Source organism: Intestinibacter sp. (assembly GCF_051866655.1).
Lineage (GTDB): Bacteria > Bacillota > Clostridia > Peptostreptococcales > Peptostreptococcaceae > Intestinibacter.
In genome coordinates this window covers 1-3,489 of the sequence record NZ_JBJDXL010000334.1, presented here as the reverse complement: position 1 = coordinate 3,489, position 3,489 = coordinate 1, and the positions used below count along the sequence as shown (strand labels likewise).

Genomic DNA, 3,489 nt, shown 5'->3' with positions numbered 1-3,489 from the left:
TACTATGGATAAATGCATTGTATCTGGTAATTCGCATTCATTATTTAAGCTTATTTTAGATGGTTTTCTATAGTACTGTAAGTCTATACTAGATATGATTGTATACTTATCGTGTATTATATAAATCTTATTTGCATCATCAATATTAAGTACTACATAAGGAGTTCTTATTATCTTATTGTCAAAGTAAGACGGAATAATGCTTTGCATAGAATCATAGTCTATTACTTTATTAGGAACAACTCCTTCTGCTTGCTTATAGTTATCTGTAACAGTACTTACAGAACTTATATAAAACATATAATCACTAGGTATATCAGCTTTATAAGTATAATTATTATCTACAGTTACATTCAGCTTTTCTACAGAAGTTAATGTCTTAAGAGCATCTATTATTCTATTTGTAGCTCTAGTTTTATTGTCACTATCACTTTGAGTATATATCTGTGATATAATTCTTTCTTGAGCTGCATTAAGAAATGCAAATATAGAATCAGAAGTAATCTTTTCTGCATCTCTTAAATTAGGATCTATTAACGTTATCCTACGCTCAAATTCAATTTGCATTTCTCTTGCTGTCATTACTCTTGTACACCATTAAGTTGAGCTTTAGTATTTACTCTTTGAGATTCTATATTCTCTAAAGCAATAATAACAGCTCTATTTATAATTTCATTTATTATAGCATCTGATAAGTCGCTTATTTCATCACTAGGCTTTAAGTCTGCAAATCTAGTAGGAGTAAATATATAGTTCAACTATAATACTACTATTCTATCTATATCATATGTATCAAAATAAATAGTTATTCTATCTTTATCTAAAGTACATACTGGCTAAGGTATATACGGTTTATTTAGATCAGTTTCTATGAAGTTATGAGCTACTTCATGAGATACTAATTTGACTGGTCTTATACTATATACCGGCTCTTCACTATCAGACTTTAACTGCACTTTTATTATAGAGTCAACATAGAACATAAAATCGCACGGAAGCTAAAAAGTTCTATTATTTATTTCTACATAGCAATCTTTCATAGTAGTTTTTATTTTGCTATCACTAGAAGCAGTTATTAAAGCAGAACCTATTAATGACTATAGATCTGCCATTCTTTTTTCTGTTTGGTCAAAACCTATATTATTCTAAGTTCCACTATACTTATTACTTATTACTTCTAATGTTGCCTAATCTAAGAACTTATCTATTTCCTCTGTTAAGAAAGCAGGGCAGCCTCCGAATTCTGCTCCGGAGGCGCTCTTATCCATTAACAATTTAAAATTCTTATGTGCGTCTCTTTTAGTTATCATTTTGACTTAATTTCAGATAAAATTGCTAATTTAATATCTTGGTTCTTTTTATCATTCAAGTATGCAATAACATCATCTAATCCATTTCCTATGTTATCAGTACCAAAGTAATACTGACTTCTATTGCGTCTAATGATGTTCTTACTAATTGCTTCTTCAATGACAAAGTTAATTTCTTTGTTGACGTTATTAACCCATCTAGCCATAAATCTATCTGGTTCCTTCTCAAGTATCTCATTAATCTTAGCTTCTACTAATTCATTAGACATAGTATCAGATTTAAATCCAAATAGTCTAAGACACTTGCGCATATCTTCAACACTCATCTTAGTAGATGCAATATAAGCTTCTTTCTTAATCTTAGAACGTCTATTAGCTATTTCAGCTTCTACTTCTTGATTAATCAATACATAGTCTTTACTAGGGTTAATAGCTTTTACTCCATTAGCCACATTCTTGTGACTCTTTAAAAATATATACTTAAGTTCATCTTCAGGCTTATCGGTATTAAGCATTAGATCTTTTCTGCCAACTTTAATAGCAAACGTATCCCAAAAAGAACTCAAAGGACTCAAATGACCTTCGGGATATCCTAACGCTTGTTCTAAGCGTTTAGCTTCTTCATATGTCAAACCAGTATATACATTACCTGATCTAGTAATATAGGGAGCAATGTAATCAAAACATCCGTCCCACTTAATTAAATTAGACCAAGGATTTACTTTAATTATTCTAACGATTACTTCCATAATATTTCTATTAGATTATTCCAGTTAGTAATAGGGGCCCGAAGGCCCCATTATTATAATTTGTTAAGTGCTTTAATTACTCAGCATCCATTTCAAGCCAACCGCAAGCACGAGGATCACGAACCATGATACCCATATCACCGAGCAGATGAACAGTGTAACCATCCTTACCATTAGAAGCAAGAGCGGTATTGCTGTGCTTGTAACCAGCAGGACTTACAGAACCACCGGTATACCAAGTAATGAACTCACGATCCTTACGTACTACCTTAACGATATTAGCTTCACCATCACGACGACCAAGATCCAAGAACAGGAACTTGTAAGAAGACAGAGGCTTCAGAGTAATGGGATGAAGCTTACGGTTGTGAATCAGATCATCAAACAAGGGGAAGTGCTTAACAGTCAGTTCGATGCCGTTAGTCATCTTATAGGTCTTAAACTGACCACCGAAAGTCAGGTTATCACCAGTACCAGTTACAAATACAGTATCAATCATGTTAAGGTTAGCCATCTTCTCCTTCAGGATACGATCGAATTCACGAATACCCATTTCACCAGTAAGAGCTAAGAACTTACGCTCGTTCGTGCCACGAATGTTATATGACAGATCGAACAGGAAGTCTTCCAACAGTTCTGCAGTCAGATGAGTATAGTAACGCTTGTTAGACGGAGAAATCTGCTCCATCAGACCGGCGCCAATATAAACGGGTCTTCCATTTGTACCCTTCAGATTACAAGTACCGTCCTTATTAACATTAGACTGAGCATATACCAATAAATACTCGGTTCTCTTAGCCCACTCACGCATAGCTAGCCACTCCTGATAAGGAGCCCATAAATAAGAAGTCTTACCAGTCTTAGGATCCTTCAGAGCAATAGCCATTACAGTAGAATAAGCGTGACCAGTGATATCATAGTTCAAACGTAAAGTAGTCAGATAATTGCGCATTGCAAAATGAGTACTGTAGTTCAGGATATCACCCTCTTCACTGTACTCTTCGTAAGCAGAAGCTACACGAGATACCTGACGACCAGCCTGCAGATATTCAGCAGGAATATAAGAAGCAGGATTACCGTTAGCAATGAAACCAGTGTATACCCACAGATTACCATCCTGATAGGGAGCACCATCGAGACGCAGCTGATAACGATTATCATCAAATTCAATAATTGCACCAGGACCAAACCAGTTATCCTCAAGCCACAGCTGAATGGGAGTATTGCCCAAACCAGCGGTAGTGTCAGAGCTAATAGCTTCACCGTTCCAACGTGCATCGCGAATTGTTACAGCACGGTCAGTATCAGTAATAACTTTCCATTCCCAGCTTTCTTTATCAATAGTCATTACGTTACCGAGACCGCCGGTGATCATATCTAGAGACGTAGAATAACCACCATCTTGTGTACCAAATACGTAAGACAAAATA

Annotated in this window: 5 protein-coding genes; all 5 read right to left on the bottom strand. The window is 35.2% G+C overall.

Going from position 1 to position 3,489, the window contains the following annotated elements; genetic code table 11:
* A partial coding sequence (locus tag ACI3VO_RS09910) for a phage adaptor protein (RefSeq protein ID WP_439757766.1) occupies positions 1–582 on the bottom strand: 582 nt, incomplete at its 3' end.
* Positions 582–758 carry a hypothetical protein gene (locus ACI3VO_RS09905; protein ID WP_439757765.1) on the bottom strand — a complete coding sequence of 59 codons (177 nt, stop codon included), beginning with the start codon at positions 756–758 and terminating at the stop codon, positions 582–584. The genes ACI3VO_RS09905 and ACI3VO_RS09910, both read right to left, overlap by 1 nt.
* Before the next feature lie 78 nt (positions 759–836).
* The gene (locus ACI3VO_RS09900; protein WP_439757764.1) at positions 837–983 is read right to left on the bottom strand and encodes a hypothetical protein; all 147 of its coding nucleotides are present in this window, start codon (positions 981–983) and stop codon (positions 837–839) included.
* A 323-nt stretch (positions 984–1,306) separates the two neighbouring features.
* Positions 1,307–2,059, bottom strand: coding sequence for a hypothetical protein (locus ACI3VO_RS09895; RefSeq protein ID WP_439757763.1), 753 nt, complete (start codon positions 2,057–2,059; stop codon positions 1,307–1,309).
* A 76-nt stretch (positions 2,060–2,135) separates the two neighbouring features.
* Positions 2,136–3,489: hypothetical protein (locus tag ACI3VO_RS09890; protein ID WP_439757762.1), on the bottom strand; the 1,354-nt coding region annotated here is incomplete at its 5' end.